Origin of the sequence: Paractinoplanes brasiliensis, from assembly GCF_004362215.1 — a bacterium.
Taxonomy (GTDB): Bacteria; Actinomycetota; Actinomycetes; order Mycobacteriales; family Micromonosporaceae; genus Actinoplanes; species Actinoplanes brasiliensis.
The window spans coordinates 6,437,706-6,452,732 of the sequence record NZ_SNWR01000001.1 but is presented as its reverse complement, the minus strand read 5'-3'; the positions used below and the strand labels follow the sequence as shown (position 1 = coordinate 6,452,732).

Below are 15,027 nucleotides of genomic sequence, written 5' to 3'. Positions count from 1 at the left end.
GCCGATCGCCCCGCGCCGAAATCAGCGCTCGCCGCTATCCATCGGCGCGCGGAGCAGCTGCCGGCCCTCCGCGCATCTCGTCGATTGCGGCGTTCGGGCGGTTCCCTGGAGCGTTCCTCCGGCCAGGACGGCATAGACGAAGAAGATTTGCGCGGGCACCCGTGCCGAGAATCAAACCGATCGACCGACGGAACCCGTACAGCACTTTTCGCCGTACGCCGAAACCGACCGATTGCATGTCGACCTGTTCCGCGATCTGTGAAGGGGAGAACATTGCCACCCAACGATGTCGGGCTGGGCCGCCGCCTGCTGCCCATGGTGTTCGTGCTGGTCCTGGTGGGCACGGCGTTCCTCGTCGCCCGGTTGCCGTCGGCATCGGCGGCCACGCGCGCCGGCATGGCACAACGATTCCAGTTCACCGAGCTGCCGATCGCCCTGCCGGCGGGGCTCCCGCAGCGCGACGTACGGCAGGTCAACCCGAAGTACGAACACATCCGGTCCTGGATCTCCTCGGTCGGCGCCGGTGTCGCGGTCAACGACCTCGACGGCGACGGCCGCTCGGACGACCTGTGCCTGGTCGACACCCGCAGCGACGCGGTGGTCGTCACCCCGGCGCCCGAGACCGGCGCCTATCCGCCCTTCGTGCTCGACCCGGCGCCTCTGCCGAGCGGCCCGGCGATCGCACCGATGGGCTGCACGCCCGGGGACTTCAACAGCGACGGCCGGATGGACCTGCTCGTCTACTACTGGGGCCGGACACCCGTGGTCTTCCTGCACCGCGGCCAGGGCGGCGCCCTCGCGGCGGCGGCGTTCCGGCCCACCGAGCTGGTGCCGCAGGCGCTCACGGCCGACGGTCTCTACCACGGGCCGCTGTGGAACACCAACGCCGTGAACGTGGCCGACTTCGACGGCGACGGCCATCCCGACATCGGCATCTTCAACTACTTCCCGGACACCGAGGTGCTGGACCCGCAGGGCCACCCCAACGTCCAGATGAACCACTCGATGTCACGGGCCGAGAACGCGGGCGGCTCGCACATCCTGCGCTGGACCGCCGCCACCAGCGGGGCCGACCCGTCGGTGACCTACGTCGAGCAGCGGGCCATCGACCCCGCGTACAGCACCGGATGGACGCTCGGGGCCGGCTCGGCCGACCTGGACGGTGACCTGCTGCCCGAGTTGTACCTGGCCAACGACTTCGGCAAGGACCGGTTCTTCCACAACCGGTCCACCCCCGGCCAGATCCGGTTCGCCCTGGCCGAGGGGCGCCGCGACGCCGTCACCCCGAAGTCGCTGGTGCTCGGCCACGACTCGTTCAAGGGCATGAGCATCGAGTTCGGCGATCTGGACAACAGCGGGCGCTTCGACATGTTCGTCAGCAACATCACGGAGTCGTGGGGCCTTGAGGAGAGCAACTTCGTCTGGCGCAACAACGCGGCCAACCCGGCCGACGCTCGCCGCAAGATGGAGAAGGGCGTCGCGCCGTTCGAGGACAGCGCCGCGTCGCGCAACCTGGCCTGGGTCGGCTGGGGCTGGGACGCCAAAATGGCCGACTTCGACAACAGCGGCCGGGTCGCCGTGGTGCAGGCGGCCGGTTTCGTCAAGGGCGACATCAACCGGTTCAACTGGTTGCAGGAGCTGGCCATGAGCAACGACCTCATGCTCCAGGAGCCCGCCATGTGGCCCAAGGCGGAGCCGGGCGACGACATCGCCGGCGACAACACGCTTGCCTTCTGGGCCAAGGAGCCGGACGGCAAGCGGTACGTCGACCTCGCCCCGCAACTGGGCCTGGCCGTGCCGACGCCGACCCGCGGCATCGCCGTCGCGGACGCGGACCAGGACGGCGCCCAGGACTTCGCGGTGGCCCGGCAGTGGGGCGCGCCGGCCTACTACCGCAACACCAAGGCGCCGGACCGCAACTTCCTCGGGCTGCGCCTGTTCCGCCCGGTCGACACGGCCGGCGGCGCGCCCCCGTCCGCGGCCGTGCCCGGCAGCCCGGCGTACGGGGCCCAGGTCCGCATCCGCACCGCCGACGGGACGACACACGTGGCCCAGCTGGACGGCGGCAGCGGCCACTCCGGCAAGCGCAGCTTCGACGTCTACTTCGGACTCGGCGCGGCCGGGGGCAGGCCCGTGTCGGCCGAGATCGCCTGGCGTGACGCCGACGGCGGCGCCCACCGCCAGACGCTCGAGCTGGCCGCCGGCTGGCACGACCTCATCCTGACCGACCAAGCCCGGGAGCTGACCACGCCATGACCGACGTCCGCACTCCGAAGGCCATCGAGACCGCACTGCAGTCCCCCGCGGCCCCGGCGCCGCAGGACCGCGCCGCCGCGCCGCCGCGGGTGGACAAGCGGGATCCGCGTTACCTGGCGCTGCGCAACTTCGCCATCTCCATGTCGGTCTTCAACGTTCTCGGCTACACCGTTCTCGGCTTCGAGCAGCCGTGGCTGTGGCCCTTCCTCGCGCTCGCCGTCGGCTACGCCGCGGAAATCGTCATCGAACTGGTCTCGGCGCGCGCCTACCGGCGTCGCCCGGCCTTCCTGGGCAACGGCGGCTGGGGCCTCTACACCTTCCTGCTGCCCACCCACATCACCGCCCTGGCCTGCAACATGCTGCTGTACGCCAACAACAAGTTCTGGCCGATCGCCTTCGCGGTGCTCGTCGCCATCGGGCAGAAAGCGGTCCTCCAGGCCCCGATCAAGGGCCGGATGCGGCACTACATGAACCCGTCGAACTTCGGCATCACGATCACCCTGCTGGCCTTCGGCTGGGTCAACATCGCACCGCCGTACCACTTCACCGAGAACGTTCCCGACGTCATCCGGATCATGGTGCCGATCGTCATCATCACCGCCGGCACCGTGCTCAACGCGATGCTCACCAAGAAGGTGCCGCTGATCGTCGGATGGATCGGCGCGTTCGTCATCCAGGCGCTGCTGCGTCACTTCATCTGGGACGTCTCCCTCTGGGCCGCGCTGGTGCCGATGACCGGCGTGGCGTTCGTCCTGTTCACCAACTACATGATCACCGACCCCGGTACGACGCCGTCGGCCCCGCGCATGCAGTTCATGTTCGGCATGAGCGTGGCCATGGTCTACGGCGTCCTGATGGTCTTCAACATCGTCTACACGCTCTTCTTCGCCGTCACGATCGTCTGCCTGGCCCGCGGTCTCTTCTGGTGGGGCAAGTGGCTGGTCGACCGGCGCCGCACCACCGACCTCGACCCGGTGGCGTCGCCGGCGGCCGTGGCCCTGCCGGTGGCCCGCTGAGCCGGCGGCCGGCCGTACGGAGGTCCGGGACCCGGCGCGGTCCCGGACCTCCGCCTGCTCGCCCCGGCCGGTGGCGCTATCGTCGGTCCGGGGGCGCGGGCCCGGCGGATCATTTCCGGGTTCCTCGCAAATTGCCCCCGAGGCCATTGCGGTAGTTGCCCTGCAATGCGGCGAAACCGGTTTCGGGAATGGCGCGCGATAATTGTTGCCGGCACCTTTGTGACCATCGATTCCCGTGAGAGGCTGAGCGGTCGGAATGTCACTCGGATCCGCCGCGGGAATTGTCGTTCCCGGCGCCGGAAGGATTCAGGAGGAAATCGTGCCAGCACGCGTCGGCGACACCCGGGCAACAATTTTGCTGGCGGCCCTTTCGCTGTCCACGTTCGTCTACGTGACCACCGAGACCCTCCCCATCGGCCTGCTTCCGCTGATCTCGGCCGACCTCGGTCGTTCGGTGCCGGCCATCGGCATGCTGGTCACCGTCTACGGCCTGACCGTCGTGCTCTGCTCGATCCCGATCACCAAGGTCACCCAGCGCCTTCCCCGGCGCCTCGCGCTGTGCGGCCTGCTCGCGGTCTTCGTCCTGGCCACTGCCGCCTCCGCTTTGGCCGATTCCTATTGGCTGCTGATGGCGGCCCGCATCGCGACCGCCCTGAGCCAGGCCCTGTTCTGGTCGGTGGTGACCCCCGCCACCGCCGCCCTGTTCCGTCCGGCCGCCCGTCCCCGGGCGCTCGCGGTGCTCTACGCGGGAAGCTCCCTGGCGGCGCTGGCCGGTGTCCCGGCGGGCACCTGGCTCGGGCAGCAGGCCGGCTGGCGGGCGGCGTTCCTCGCGGTCAGCGTGGTCGGCCTGCTCATCCTGGTGACCGTTCTCGCGTTGATGCCGACCACGCCCGCCGGCGCCAGCGACACCGACCGGGGTTCGGCGCCCGACGCCGGCCGCTACGTCGCCCTGCTGGTCTACACCGCGCTGGCGACCACCGGCGCGTTCGCCGCGTTCACCTACATCAGCCCGTTCCTGACCGACGTCAGCGGGTTCAGCGAGGCCGCCGTCGGCCCGCTGCTGCTGGTGCGCGGGCTGGCCGGCCTGGCCGGGGTGTTCCTGGTCGGCCTCTGCATCGGGCGCAACGGCTGGCTGACGGTGACCGTGCTGATCGGCGTCCAGCTGGTGGCCCTGACCCTGCAATGGAGTCTCGGCGCCTCGCAGATCGTCATCGTCGTCGCGATCGCCCTGGGCGGCCTCGCCCTCGCCGGGATCTCGTCGTCGCTGGGCGTCCGGGTGCTCGAGACCGCCCCCGGCGGCTCCGACATGGCGCTGGCCGGCACCTCGACCGCCTTCAACCTCGGCATCACGGCCGGCGCCCTGCTCGGTGGCGTCCTGTTGCCCGGGGCGGGGCTGCGGGGCACGGCTCTGGCCGGCGCCGGGCTGACGCTGCTGGCCCTGGTGGCCGTCCTGATGGAACCCCTCGTCTCCACCCGCCGGCGCACGGCAGCCGACCGGCCGGAGCCGCGGGAGGCGGTTCCGAGCTGAGAACCACGATCGGAGGATCAGCGGTGTCCCGACAACCACATCGACGACTCAACCAGCTCACCGGTGACTGGGTGCTGGTGTCCCCGCAGCGGGCCGCCCGGCCGTGGCGGGGGACGACCGAGCCGGCCACCGCCGCGCGTCCGCCGCGCTACGAGCCGGGTTGCTACCTCTGCCCGGGCAGCCGGCGGGCGGGCGACCGGGTCACCCCGCGCTACGGCTCGACGTACGTCTTCGACAACGACTTCCCGGCGCTGCTGCCGGAACCGGCGGCCCTTCCCGCCGGGGCGTCCCCCCTGCTGGTCGCCGAGGTGGTGCGGGGCATCTGCCGGGTCGTCTGCTACTCCCCGCGGCACGATCTGACCCTTGGCGAGATGCCGGCGCCGGACATCGCCGGGGTGATCGGAAGCTGGACCGAGCAGTACGCCGAACTGGGCGGTCACGGCTGGGTCGAGCACGTGCTGATCTTCGAGAACCGGGGTGCGATGACCGGCGCGAGCAACCCGCACCCGCACGGGCAGATCTGGGCCGAGGACCACCTGCCCCGCGAGCCGCTGGCCGAGACCCGCCGGTTCGACGCGTACGGGGGGTGTCTGCTCTGTGACTATCTCGCCGCCGAACTGGCGTGCGGCGACCGCGTGGTGCTGGCCGGCGAGCACTTCGTGGCCCTGGTGCCGTTCTGGGCCGCCTGGCCGTACGAGGTCCTGGTGTTGCCGCGGGTTCACGCCGGAGCCCTGCCCGACCTGTCGGACCGGCAACGCGACGGCCTGGCCGAGGTGATCAGGGGCCTCACCGCGATCTACGACGCGCTGTTCGACACGCCGTTCCCCTACTCGACCGGGCTGCACCAACGACCCACCGACGGTCGCCGGCATCCGGGGTGGCACCTGCACGCGCACTACGTTCCGCCGCTGCTGCGCTCGGCGTCGGTCCGCAAGCACTTCGGCGGTTACGAGTTGCTGGCCCAGCCGCAGCGGGACCTGCCCCCGGAGGAGGCGGCTGCTCGACTGCGCGCGGTCACTCCCGCGCCGGCCGGCCGGTGAGCCCGCCATGCGTGTCAACACCCTCGGTCCTCTGCAGATCACCGGCGAGACGACCCTGACCGTGAACGCCGCCAAGCAGCGCGCGGTGCTGGCGGTGCTGCTGGTCTGCGCCGGCCGGGTCGTCCCGGTGCCCCGCATCGTCGACGAGCTGTGGGAACAAGCTCCGCCGACGGCTGTCGGCCTCGTCCGGCAGTACGTGTTCCACCTGCGCAGGATCCTCGCACCGGCCCGCGCCGGCGGGCTCGAGATCCGTACCTGCTTCGGCGGCTACCAGCTCACCCTGCCCGCGGCCGCCGGCGACGCCGACGAGTTCCGGCGGCTCGCGCTGCAGGCCCATCGGGAGTTCGCCGCCGGGCGGCCGGCCGACGCGCGGCACTCCACCGAGCGGGCGCTGGGGCTGTGGCGCGGCCCGGCCTTCGCCGACGTGCCCGCCGGCCGGCTCGTCACCGCCGAACGGGAACGGCTGGACGAAATCCGCCTCGGCCTGGAGGAGCTCGGCGCCCGGTCGGACCTGCTCACCGGGGACGCCGCCGCTGCGGTCGGCCGGCTCAAGGCCCTGGTGGCCGAGAACCCGCTGCGCGAACACCTGCACGAGGCCCTGGTGCGCGCGTTGCTGTCCGCCGGGCGCCGGGCCGACGCGCTGGCCGCCTACCGTTGCGCCCGGTCCACCATCGCGCGTGAGCTGGGCCTGGCGCCCGGCAAGGGGTTGCGCCGGCTGGAACGCGCGATCCGCGAGGACGAGGAGATCGCGTACGACCCGCCGGCCGCGTGATCAGCGCTTCAGCGTTCCGGCGGTCTCGGCCAGGCGCTCGAAACACGCCAGCTTCACGTCCTCGTCCTGCGTGCCGTGCATCGAGCCCGGCACCGTACGCAGGTCGGCGTGCCGCACCCGCAGGGGCCACGCCTGCGGGTAGGCGATCCGGCGGCCCCCGCTCGTGCCGACGTGGCTGGCCAGGTTCTCCCACTGGTACTCGAAGCCCTTCTGGCTGACGAAGATGTCGCGCTCCCAGCCACCGAAGCGGCGGGCCACCGGGGCGAACCGCGCGGTGTCGTACGCGATCAGCTGGTCGACGACCCGGTTGACCGACCGGACCCCGGTCTCGATGTCCGGTCCCGCGTCGACGAGCGGCCAGTCCCACTCGTCGTGGTCGTCCACCTTGCTCACCATGACCACCTCGGGATGCCGCTCGAACACCCCGGCCACCGCGTCCAGCACGTCGAAGTCCGGATCGGTCTTGTGCATGAACGTGTCGTCGGTGAACGTGATCAGATACGGGCTGGTCGCGGCGAAGTGGTTGCCGTGGAAGTTGTTCGACGGCGCCCCGGAGAACGCGTTGCGGCTCGTCCGCCGGAAACGCAGCTCGTCCACGCCGTAGTCGTCGAGACGCCCGACGAGGTCGCGGGCCACCTCGGGGGTGGACCGCTCGGCCACCAGGATCACCTCGAACTCGTGCCGGGTGGGCCGGGTCAAGGCCTCGATCGCCCGCGGCAGGGTCCGCTCCAGCAGGCGCGGCGTGTCGTGGAAGGCGCAGGCCAGCGTGAAGAACGACATGGGATCACCTCTCGTCCGTACGGGCGGGGACGATGGCCGCCAGGGCCACCGCGAGTTTCCAGCTGTCGTGGGCCGTGCCCCCGGCGCCGGCGACGTCGGCGTGCGCCACCGGGACACTGACATCGCCGAGCGGCAGCGCGGTGTCCCGCGGCACCAGCACCACGTCGGCGCAGACGCCGTGCCGGTGCAGCGCGGCGACGTGAGCGGCCACGTCGTACCCCTCGGTCTCGCCCGGCTCGGGCTCGACGTTGCAGACGTAGACCCGCTGCGCCGTCGTCGTCCGCAGAGCCGCCAGCACGTCCGGCACCAGCACGGCGGCCAGGATCGACGTGTACAGCGAGCCCGGACCGAGCACCACCTGGTCGGCCCGGTGGATCGCGTCGACGACGCCGTTCGGCGCCTTCACTCCGGGCGGGTCCAGGGCCAGCCGGTCGATCCCGGCGGTCTTGGAGATCGCGTACTGCCCCCGGACACGACGGCCGTCGCCGGTGATGCAGGTCAGGTGCACCGGCTCGACCGTCGCCGGAACGACCCGGCCCCGCCGCGGATCCACCCCGAGGAGCCGGGCGACCTCGTCGGTCGCCTCGACGAAGTCGCCGGTGGTGGCGAACAGCGCGGCCAGCATCAGGTTGCCGAGCGTGTGCCCCGTCAGGTCGGTGCCCTCGAAGCGGTGCTCCAGGGCGAGGCCGAGCGGCCGGTCGTCCACGTCGGCCAGCGCGGCCAGGCAACGGCGCAGGTCGCCCGGCGCCGGGATGGGCAGCGCGGCACGAAGCCGCCCGGTCGAGCCGCTGTCGTCGGCGGTGGCCACGACGGCGGTGACCACGTCGGCGTATCGGCGCGCCGCACGCAAGGTCGCGGTCAGCCCGCGTCCGCCGCCGATGGCCACGACGTACGGGCGACCGGTCATCGCCGCACGTCCCGGTGCAGGACCGCGACGCTCACCCCGCGCCGCCGCAACCGTTCCGCGGCCGCCTCCGCCACGGCCACCGACCGATGCCGCCCGCCGGTGCAGCCCACCGCTACGGTGTGCACGGTCCGGTTCTCGGCGGCGAACGCGGGCAGCAGATCCACCAGCAGGTCCTCGACCCGGTCGAGGAAGCGCGGGGCGGCCGGTTGCCCCAGCACGTGATCGCGTACCGCGGCGTCCAGCCCGGTGCCCGGCCGCAGCCGCTCCACCCAGTGCGGGTTGGGCAGGAAACGGCAGTCGAGCACCAGGTCGGCGTCGAGCGGGAGGCCGTGCTTGAACCCGAAGGAGACGATCGTGATGTGGGCCGTGGCGGAGCCGGCGCCGTCCTGCGGGCCCAGCATGGCGGCGATGCGCCGGCGCAGGTCGTGCTTGCTCAGGTTCGTGCTGTCCACCACGATGTCGGCGACCTCGCGGACCGGCCCGAGCCGCCGCGCCTCCCGCTCGATGACCGGCAGCAGGTGGGTGCCGTCGCCGGCGAGCGGATGCACCCGGCGGGTCTCGTTGTAACGCCGTACGAGGGTCTCGGGCTCGGCGGTGAGGAACAGCACGTGCACCGCGGCGCCCGAGGAGCGCAGCAGCTCGGCCGTCGGCCCGGCCTGTTCCTCCTGCCCCGGCCCCAGCACCAGCGCGGTGCGGTCGCCCGGCCGGGTGACGTCGACCAGGCCGGGCAGCAGCTCGGCGGGCAGGTTGCGCACGACCCGCCAGCCCAGGTCCTCCAGATGGTCGGCGACCACGCTGCGGCCCGCCCCGGAACGCCCGGTGACGACGACGAACCTCGGTTCCTGTGCGATCGGCATCGACGCCTCCCTACCGGGCCGCGAACCGGTCGAGCCGGCCGATCGGCTCCTCCGGCCGCCAGCTCAGCGGCGGGATGTGCGCGTTGACCAGTTCGCCGTCCTCGCGCAGCTCGGAGGCTGGCGGGTGGGGCAGGTGCAGGTTCTGGTCGTGGTAGGTGTCGAAGGCGGTCGAGAAGTCCATCCGGTACGCGAAGTCGTTGTCCTCGCCGCCCCAGCCCTGGTACCGCTCGTCCATGCCGCCGATCCGGTGGAACGCCGACGTGCGCACCCACACGCAGGCGCCCGGGGGCCGCCGCAGGTGGAACGCCCGCAACCGGTCCACATCCGGCTCGGCCCGGCCCGCCCGCAGCCGGTCGCTGATCGCGGCGGCCGCGCCGGCGTAGTCGAGGCAGACCATGTCCCGGTACGGGATGTGACCGGCGGTGCCGGGTCGGCGGAACCGGGCGGCGTTGCGGGCGATGAAGTCCCGGTCGACCAGGATGTCGGCGTCGAGGATGCAGATCGCCCCGGCGCCTCCGGAGGCGTGCACGACGCCGACGTTGACCGTCCACGACTTGGCGAAGACGCCCGGGTTGGCGACGAACAGGTACTCGTCGGCCAGCGGCTCGATGCTCTCCCGCCAGCGTGGCTCGGCGTCCGACTCCACGACCACGACCCGATAGCTCTCCCCGGGCGCCGACTGGTCCCGCAGCGCCAGCAGGCAGGCGGTCAGGTTGTAGAGCCGTTTGCCGCCGGTGTGCCGGTCCTGGAACGGGATGACGACGAGCACGTCCGGTGTCCCGGCGCCCCGTGCCGCCGGGAGGTCCGGGGTACGCGTGCTGAGCTCGCGCAGCTCGTCGATCGGCACGGCCGCGGCGCCGGGGTCGTACCGGGGGCCGATGTGGTACCCGACGCGGGAGTTGCACTCCGCCCGCCAGCCGGCGTCCAGCAGGGGCCGCACCTCGTCGCGGTCGCGGCCGTCGATCTCGGTCAGCGTCCGGCGCAGCACGAAGTACGGCGCCGGCTGGTCCGGCCGGTCCAGGACCTCCTCACCGAGCTTGCGGACGCGGTCGACGGGGCAGGCGCGGACCGCGTCCACCACGGCGTCCGTGAAGGGCTGGGCCAGCTCGCAGTAGTACAAGCCGGACCGGCGGGCGCCGGGGTCGGCGGCCACCACGAGGTTGTCGGCGACGGCTCGGGCCGGCGCCGCGGGATCGGTCGGGGTCAACAGGGACATGCGGTTCCTCCTCGTCGGGGCCGGGCGTCGCGCGCCCGGCCGGGAACAGTGCTCGGCCACGGGTCACGCGGCAACGGCCGGGGCCTGCTCGAAGCCCTGGGTGAGCCAGATGCCGCGCCACACCTCGGGGTCGGCGGGCAGGACCAGCTCGACCAGGCTCGGCCCGTCCACCACGGCCGCCTGCCGCAGCGCCGCCTCGAAACGGGCCAGCCCGTTCCGCACCTCCGCCGGGTCGCCGCCGATCGGCACCTCCACCCGCGCCGCCGGCACCCCGAGAACCTGCGCGACGGCGTGGTACCGGAGCCCGTTGACGTTGTCCAGGTAGGTGCGCGGGCGTTGCTCGTACGACGCGGTGGCCTGCTTGGTCAGCGAGACCGACCGGCCGTTGTTGCAGACCACGAACAGCACCCGGGCACGTTCCTGAAGGGCGGCCACGAGCCCCTGGAACGAGTTGGTGAACGCCTGGTCGCCCAGGGTGCACATCACCCGTACGTCGGGCCGGGCGATCGCCATGCCGGTCGCGATGGACAGGCCGCCGCCGACGAAGCCGCCGTGCCCGCCGAACACCCGCAGCCCCGCCGGCAGGTCGTCGTAGTGCTCCGAGATCAGCCCGCCGAACATCTGACTGTCGTCGACCAGCACCGGGTTCCGCCACGACCGCAGCACCGCCGCCAGCGCGCCGACGACCGAGCCCCGCGCGCTTTCGACCTCGGCCCCGGCCGGTTCCGGGGTGACCCGGGCGGCGTCCCGGACGCGCGCGTCGAACCAGGGCGGCCGGCCGGACGCCGCCAACCGTCCCGCCAACCGGTTCAGCGTAGTGGCCGGGTCGCCGACCAGCAGGGTGTCGCCGTCGCCGAGATACTCGTTCTTGAGGACCTTCTCCGGGTCGGTGTTCACGGCGATCTTGGGGCAGTGCGGAAGGCGGCCGACCACCCGCTCGTACATGTTGCGGTCCTCGACGGTGACCAGCAGGTCGCAGCCGTTGAGCAGATCCCGGTGCTCGGCGCTGAACTGGTTGAGCCAACCGGCGAAGTTGCGTACCTCGTCGGCGCGCAGCCGTTCGAAGAGCATCGGTCCCCGGCGGTAGCGGACCTGCAGGACAGCGGCACCGACCGCCTGGCTGAGCCGGTCGAGCGCGGGCCGGACGCCGTCGTGGCGCAGGGCGTAGTCGTCGACCAGGAACACCGGCCGTTCGGCCTCCCGCAGCGCCCGCAGAGCCGCCTCGGCCGCCGCGTCGTCGGCCGCGGCGGCGGCGCGCGCGGGTGGTGGCGCGACGGCGAGCGCGGCGACGTCGATCCACCGCTCCTCGGCCACGTCCTGCGGAACACCGACGACGGCCGGGCGGTGCGGCGCCTGCGCCACGGAGGCGAGGGCGTGGCGGATCTGCGCGACGAAACGGTGCGCCGCCCGCCACCGGTCCGGCGCGTCGGCGGGCACCTTGGGCGCCTCCCAGAGCCAGTCGGCGAAGGCGCTCATGCCCTCCGACAGGTGCGCCTCGCCGTGCGGCGGCAGGAATCGGGTCGAGCCGGTCGTGGGCAGCCCGACGACGTACACGGTTCCGGCCTCGTTGCGGCGCGCGTCCGCGACACCGCCGGCCGCGTTGGTGAAACCGCGTGCGCCGTGCAGGATCGCCGCTCCCACGCCGGGTTCGAGCAGGGAGGCGCCGGCCGCCATGAAGGCGGACTCCTTGTCCCCTCGTCCGTTGATCACGCGGATGCCGGCGGCCCGGTCGACCGCGTCGCAGAGGGCGAGCTCCGAGGTTCCGGCATAGACGAAGACGTCGCTGACACCCGCGTCCGCGAGCAGCACGGCCACCGCCTCGGCGCCGGTGAGCACGGCGTTCCAGCCGGCGATCTCGCGGATCACGGCTCGGGCCGTGGCGGCCGGCACGTCACCGTCGGGGCCGGTCCGCAGCCTGCGTTCGGCGGCCTCGAGACCGCCGGCGAGCAGCTGGCCGCACCGCAGCGCGTCGGGCTCGCCGCCGGGCCGGCGGAACCGGCCGGCGATCCGGGCGACCGCGTCGGACGGGGCGCCGCCGTTCCCGGCGATCGGCACGTCGATCGAGCTGTCCTGAGGCATTGCCTGAACTCCCCCCGTTGTCGGACTGACGTGGGTCACCGTGCCCGGACCGGTTTCAGGCGGCATTCAGCCGGCATCAGGCGCGGATTCAGCGCGCTTTCGCCGCGCATTTCCTCGCGCTTCCGGACCTGAGCGGCGGGCCCGGCCGCGCTTTCCGCGCGGGCGGCGGCACGACTCGTCCCACAGTCACGGTTCCGGAACCGCGGCCGATCGATGACTGCGGATGGCGCGGCGCGATAGCCTGGGCGGCGCGCCGACGTAGCGGAGGAACCATGACCCCGGTCCAGCCAGACCGTCGCCGGCTGCGACGTGGCCGGATCGCCACCTCGCTGGCCTTCGTGCTTTTCGGAACGGCGCTGGGCGTGTGGACGGCGCGCCTTCCGGCGGTCAAAGAGAAGCTCGGACTGAGCGACGGCCGATTGACTTTCGTATTGCTCTCGTTCGCCGCCGGTTGCATTCTCGGGCTCGCCTTGCTGGGCCGGTTGTCCGATCGTCTCGGCAGTTCACGCCTTCTCGTGGTCGCGGCGTTGCTCGAGGGCGCCCTGCTGGCCGGGGCCGGGTTCGCACCCGGGCTGACCGGGCTGTGCGTGGTCGTCTTCTGCTTCGGCGCCGCCCACGGCACGCTGAACATCGCCATGAACGCGAACGCGGTGGAGGTCCAACGCGCCTGGGGCCGGCCGATCATGTCCTCGTTCCATGCGATCTACAGCCTCGGCGGCTTCGCGGGCGCGCTCATCGGCGGCCAGTTCGCCCGGCACGACGTCGGCCTCGGCCCCACCTTTCTGATCGCCGGGCTGGGGGTGCTCGCCCTGGCCGCCTGGGCCGGGCTCTGGGTGCTGCCGTCGAGGGCGGCTACGGCCGAACCGACGGCGGAATCGGTCGCCGCTCCCCCGGCAGGCCGGTCGGCTCTGGTGGTGTTCCTCGGCGTGCTGGTGCTGTGCACGCTGGTCGGTGAGGGCGCGGCCGCCGACTGGAGCGCGGTCTACCTGCGGGACAACCTGCTTTCCACGCCCGGCTTCGCGGCGTACGGCTATGCCGCCTTCGCGATCATGATGACGGCGGGCCGGGTCTTCGGCGACCGGCTCGTGATGGCGCTCGGCCCGGTCATGCTGGTGCGGGCAGGCAGCGTCGTGGCGGCCGCCGGTCTCGGCGCGGCCCTGCTGGTGCACCGCCCGGTCGCGGGCGTGATCGGTTTCGGCCTGCTCGGGCTGGGCCTGTCCGGCATCGCCCCGCAGATCTTCTCGGCCGTGGGGAGCCGGGACCCGCGACGCTCCGGCCGTGACCTGTCGACGGTGGTGAGCATCGGCTACCTCGGCTTCCTGCTCGGCCCGCTGCTCATCGGCGCCGCGGCCACCGTGGTTTCGCTGCCCACGGCGCTGTGGATCCCGGTCGTCCTGACCCTCGTGGTCGCGGCCGCAGCCGGGGTGCTGCGCCCGGCGACGCCCGATGCCGATCCGGCCGCTGCGAGCAGCACCGGGGGCCGATCCCCGCGGTAGCCGGCCGGCGTCGACGGTGAAGGAACGCACGCCGCGGCTTCTCCGCCCGATACGCCGGACGACCAACTCGCCGGGTCAACCTGAGCTGGCCCGGACCCGCAACGTCGTCGGGAAGGTCTGCTCCCACGCGCGGCCGGGCTTGCGGTCGATCACGGCCCGGGCGGCGGTTTCGGCCATCTGCTCCACCGGCTGGTGCACCGACGACATCGGCGGGACGGTGCAGGCCGCGATCGGGCCGTCGTCGAAGCCGATCACCGCCACGTCGTGCGGGATCCGGCGGCCCGCCTCGGCCAGGGCCTGCATGACGCCGGTCGCCATGAGGTCACAGCCGACGAAGACGGCGTCCAGGCGAGGATCGCGGGCCAGCAGCAAACGGGTCAGCTCGTAACCGGTCTCGCGGCGGAAGGGGCCGTGCGCCGAGACCCCGTGCAGGCCGGCCTCGCTCATCGCGGCCTGATAGCCGTCGCGCCGGTCGGCCGCACACGGGCTCCACCGCGGCCCGTGCACCGCGGCGATGCGGCGCCGGCCGGTCGCGTAGAGGTGACGCAGGGCGGCGTGGGCGCCGCCGCTGTTCTCGGGCACGATCGACGCGATCCCGGGCGCGGAGCGGCCCATCGACACGACCGGCCGGCCCCGGGCCGGGAACTCGGCGGCGAGCCGGGGCGGCACGTTGACCAGCAGGACGCCCAGGCTGCCGGACCCGGCCAGGCGTGCGGGCAGCGCGGCGGCGCCGGCCTCGTCGACCACCCGCAGACGGAGCTGGACACCGGTTTCCTCGAGGGCCCGGAAGACGCCGGTGATGACCCGGCTGTAGAACGGATTTGCCCCGACCCGGTCCTGGTCGTCCTCGACGACGACCAGGTCGAGCAGGTCGCCGTGCCCGTTGGCCAGGGCGCGGGCGACCGGGTCGGGCTTGTAGCCGAGGCGGGCGATCACCCGGCGCACGTGCTCGCGGGTCTCGGTGGAGGCGCCGGGCGCGTTGTTGAGGACTCGCGACACGGCCGCCTTGGACACCCCGGCCGCGGCCGCCACGTCCTCGACCGTGGGCCTTTTGCGTGACATGCCGGGATCCTATCGGCT

12 protein-coding genes are annotated in these 15,027 nt (G+C 72.8%); 6 read left to right on the top strand and 6 right to left on the bottom strand.

Features of this window, described 5'->3' with window-relative positions; genetic code table 11:
• Positions 1 to 315: 315 nt before the first annotated feature.
• From C8E87_RS29065 to C8E87_RS29045, 5 genes are all read left to right on the top strand, one after another.
• A complete protein-coding gene (locus tag C8E87_RS29065; RefSeq protein ID WP_133877148.1) occupies positions 316 to 2,256 on the top strand; it encodes a CRTAC1 family protein in 1,941 nt (646 codons plus the stop codon).
• Positions 2,253 to 3,272: an enediyne biosynthesis protein gene (locus tag C8E87_RS29060; protein ID WP_133876021.1), complete on the top strand. Its 1,020-nt coding sequence runs from the start codon at positions 2,253 to 2,255 to the stop codon at positions 3,270 to 3,272. The genes C8E87_RS29065 and C8E87_RS29060 overlap by 4 nt, the downstream gene beginning before the upstream one ends.
• Before the next feature lie 319 nt (positions 3,273 to 3,591).
• Positions 3,592 to 4,800 carry an MFS transporter gene (locus C8E87_RS29055; protein WP_239080692.1) on the top strand — a complete coding sequence of 403 codons (1,209 nt, stop codon included), beginning with the start codon at positions 3,592 to 3,594 and terminating at the stop codon, positions 4,798 to 4,800.
• Between the two features lie 23 nt (positions 4,801 to 4,823).
• The gene (gene galT, locus C8E87_RS29050) at positions 4,824 to 5,840 is read left to right on the top strand and encodes a galactose-1-phosphate uridylyltransferase (protein ID WP_203720999.1); all 1,017 of its coding nucleotides are present in this window, start codon (positions 4,824 to 4,826) and stop codon (positions 5,838 to 5,840) included.
• 7 nt (positions 5,841 to 5,847) lie between these two features.
• Positions 5,848 to 6,612, top strand: a complete 765-nt coding sequence (locus C8E87_RS29045; protein WP_133876019.1) for an AfsR/SARP family transcriptional regulator — start codon at positions 5,848 to 5,850, stop codon at positions 6,610 to 6,612.
• Here the strand turns inward: C8E87_RS29045 and C8E87_RS29040 are convergent, their stop codons facing one another.
• The 5 genes from C8E87_RS29040 to C8E87_RS29020 all read right to left on the bottom strand — a co-directional run bounded on the left by C8E87_RS29040 (position 6,613) and on the right by C8E87_RS29020 (position 12,451).
• On the bottom strand, positions 6,613 to 7,392 hold the full coding sequence (locus C8E87_RS29040) for a glycosyltransferase family A protein (RefSeq protein ID WP_133876018.1): 780 nt from the start codon (positions 7,390 to 7,392) through the stop codon (positions 6,613 to 6,615). It lies immediately after the preceding gene.
• A 4-nt stretch (positions 7,393 to 7,396) separates the two neighbouring features.
• Positions 7,397 to 8,299, bottom strand: a complete 903-nt coding sequence (locus C8E87_RS29035; protein WP_133876017.1) for a gluconeogenesis factor YvcK family protein — start codon at positions 8,297 to 8,299, stop codon at positions 7,397 to 7,399.
• The gene (gene rapZ / locus C8E87_RS29030) at positions 8,296 to 9,156 is read right to left on the bottom strand and encodes an RNase adapter RapZ (protein ID WP_133876016.1); all 861 of its coding nucleotides are present in this window, start codon (positions 9,154 to 9,156) and stop codon (positions 8,296 to 8,298) included. The genes C8E87_RS29035 and rapZ overlap by 4 nt, the downstream gene beginning before the upstream one ends.
• A 10-nt stretch (positions 9,157 to 9,166) precedes the next feature.
• The gene (locus C8E87_RS29025) at positions 9,167 to 10,372 is read right to left on the bottom strand and encodes a glycosyltransferase family 2 protein (protein ID WP_133876015.1); all 1,206 of its coding nucleotides are present in this window, start codon (positions 10,370 to 10,372) and stop codon (positions 9,167 to 9,169) included.
• Positions 10,373 to 10,435: 63 nt separating this feature from the next.
• On the bottom strand, positions 10,436 to 12,451 hold the full coding sequence (locus C8E87_RS29020; protein WP_133876014.1) for a thiamine pyrophosphate-binding protein: 2,016 nt from the start codon (positions 12,449 to 12,451) through the stop codon (positions 10,436 to 10,438).
• Positions 12,452 to 12,723: 272 nt separating this feature from the next.
• On the opposite strand from C8E87_RS29020, the gene C8E87_RS29015 reads away from it, so the two are divergent.
• Positions 12,724 to 13,947 carry an MFS transporter gene (locus C8E87_RS29015; RefSeq protein WP_133876013.1) on the top strand — a complete coding sequence of 408 codons (1,224 nt, stop codon included), beginning with the start codon at positions 12,724 to 12,726 and terminating at the stop codon, positions 13,945 to 13,947.
• A gap of 75 nt (positions 13,948 to 14,022) precedes the next feature.
• Here C8E87_RS29015 and C8E87_RS29010 read toward each other — a convergent pair whose 3' ends face one another.
• Complete coding sequence (locus C8E87_RS29010) at positions 14,023 to 15,009, bottom strand: LacI family DNA-binding transcriptional regulator (RefSeq protein ID WP_133876012.1); 987 nt, start codon at positions 15,007 to 15,009, stop codon at positions 14,023 to 14,025.
• Positions 15,010 to 15,027: the final 18 nt, after the last annotated feature.